The organism is Mesorhizobium sanjuanii, assembly GCF_002529485.1.
In the GTDB taxonomy this organism is placed as follows: domain Bacteria; phylum Pseudomonadota; class Alphaproteobacteria; order Rhizobiales; family Rhizobiaceae; genus Mesorhizobium; species Mesorhizobium sanjuanii.
The window spans coordinates 1-2,311 of record NZ_NWQG01000141.1 but is presented as its reverse complement, the minus strand read 5'-3'; the positions used below and the strand labels follow the sequence as shown (position 1 = coordinate 2,311).

Below are 2,311 nucleotides of genomic sequence, written 5' to 3'. Positions count from 1 at the left end.
AGACGAGGTCGATATCCCCAGTCACCGCGCCGTAGCCGGCCGAGACGGCGGCGAGGAAGGCTTTTTCGTCCATTGCCGGCTCTTGCGTGAAGTCGCCGGTCGGGCGGTCGAGGTCGAGCGGGATGACGTCGAGTTCGGCGCCGGCGATGCGGGCAAGCTGGTTGATGGCAGCACCGCCGCCGGCGAAATTCGCCACCATCTGCACGGTGACCTCCGACGGGAAGGCCGACACGCCTTGCGCGGTGACGCCATGGTTGCCGGCAAAGACGAAGACTTTCACGCGGTCGAGCTTCGGCATGTCGCGGCCCTGCCAGCGCGCCAGCCAGGCGGCTATGGTCTCCAGCCGGCCGAGGCTGCCCTGTGGCTTGGTCAGCGTGTTTTGACGGCGGGCCACTGCTGCCGCCGCGGTATCGCTGCCGGCAGGAAGGTCGAGGCAGGCCGCGCGCAGTTCATCAAGCGATTTGAAGGACATGGGAAAGATTTCTCCGAAAGAGAGTCAGGATAGGGAAACGGAAGCGACGAGCAGGAGGGCGATCTCGGCGAGCTGCTGTAGCGCGCCGACGGTATCGCCGGTCTGGCCGCCGATCTGGTTGAGGCAGAGCGCGCGGAAGGCGGTGAACAGGAGTCCAAGCAGGATCAGCGCGACGACAGCTCCGCCCAGCCCAAGCGCCAGCAGCGCGAGCGCGCCAAGTACGGCGCCGAGAGCAGCCGTTTCGGCCGAGACGGCGCCCGCTCCGGTCGAGAGGCCGTCGTCGCGGGCTGGTGGCAAGAAATGCATGAAAGCGCCGAGCAGGCCACGCGAGCCGGCATGGGCTGCAACGAGAGCGAAGAGGGCCCCTGCCGGAGTGGCGAACTGTGCGAGGACGCTCCAGCGGATCAGCAGTGACAGGCCGAGCGCGCAGGCGCCATAGGCGCCAATGCGGCTGTCGCGCATGATCTCCAGCTTTTTCTCACGCGTCTTGCCGCCGCCAAAACCGTCGGCGACGTCCGAAAGCCCGTCTTCGTGAAGACAGCCGGTGGCGAGCAGGATGGAGGCGAGGACAAGGGCTGCCGCCGGTCCGCCGGCGAGACCGAGTTTTATCCCGACGGCATAGACCACGGCGCCAATCAGGGCGACGGCGAGACCGGCCAGCGGAGCTGCCCAGATCGCGGCGGCGAGGGTACGTCCGCGAACGTCGAAAACCGGCAATGGCAGCCGGGTGAAGAAGACGAGGCAAAGCGCAATGTCGTCGAGCGCCTGCCGGGTTGAGGGGACTGCGGTCATGCACCTCTCGCGATGGCATGGAAGAAGGTGCCGCTGACATTGCCGCGCCGGTAGCCTGAGGCGCCCAGCGGATTGCCCTGGCCGTCGGCGAGGTCGGCCAGCGGCTCGTCATTGCCGGTCGCAATCATCTGCGCATAGTGGAACTCGTGGCCGCGGATCAGCGTCCCCTCGGCCCCCAGCGGGCAATCGGCACGCAGCCGCGCCTCGCGATAACCGAGATTCATCTTGCGCTTTGCAAAACTGGTCGAATGGCCGAGCAGGCCAAGCATGCCGTGTGTCTCGCCCTCCGCATCTTCCAGCGCTTCACCCAGCACCATGAAGCCGCCGCACTCGCCATGGACGGGCCGGGTCGCCGAGAAGGCTTGCATGCCGGTGTGGAAATTCGCCGCCGCCGCGAGGCGGCCGGCGTGAAGCTCGGGATAGCCGCCCGGCAGCCAGCAGACGTCGCAATCTTCTGCCGGCGCCTGGTCGTCGAGCGGCGAGAAGGGAACGATTTCCGCACCGGCCTTGCGCCAGTGGGCTGCGACATGCGGATAGAGAAAGGTAAAGGCGGCATCCTGCGCCAATGCGATGCGCTGGCCGGGCGGCGGCAATGCGTCGCTGAAATTGCCCGGTGCCGGCGTGAATGGCGCCGCCAGCGCCATGATGGCATCGAGGTCGAGCGATTGTTCGACCATGTCGGCAAGGCGGTCGAGATGGGCCATCAGGTTCTCATATTCGCCGGCCTGGACGAGGCCGAGATGGCGTTCCGGCAGGTTGAGCGAGGGGTCGCGCAGGATGGCGCCGACCACCGGCAGGCCGATTGCCTCGACGGCTTCGCCGCAGAGCCGGCGGTGGCGTTCGCTGCCCAGCCGGTTGAGCACGACGCCAGCCATGAGCACGTCGGGATCATAGGTGGCGAAACCCTTGGCGACGGCTGCGGCCGTGGTCGACTGGCCGGAGACATCGAGCACCAGCAGCACCGGCAGGCCGTAGAGCCGGGCGAGGTCGGCGGCGGAGCCGGAGCGTCCGGCCGGCGCGGGTATGCCATCGAACAGGCCCATGGCG

3 protein-coding genes are annotated in these 2,311 nt (G+C 67.7%); all 3 read right to left on the bottom strand.

Annotated features, from left to right (window positions below; all coding sequences use genetic code 11):
- On the bottom strand, positions 1 to 472 hold a 472-nt coding region (locus CN311_RS20610; RefSeq protein WP_208866547.1), incomplete at its 3' end, for a nicotinate-nucleotide--dimethylbenzimidazole phosphoribosyltransferase.
- Between the two features lie 24 nt (positions 473 to 496).
- Positions 497 to 1,264, bottom strand: coding sequence for an adenosylcobinamide-GDP ribazoletransferase (locus tag CN311_RS20605; protein WP_097575560.1), 768 nt, complete (start codon positions 1,262 to 1,264; stop codon positions 497 to 499).
- A partial coding sequence (locus CN311_RS20600; RefSeq protein WP_097575559.1) for a cobyrinic acid a,c-diamide synthase CobB occupies positions 1,261 to 2,311 on the bottom strand: 1,051 nt, incomplete at its 5' end. The genes CN311_RS20605 and CN311_RS20600, both read right to left, overlap by 4 nt.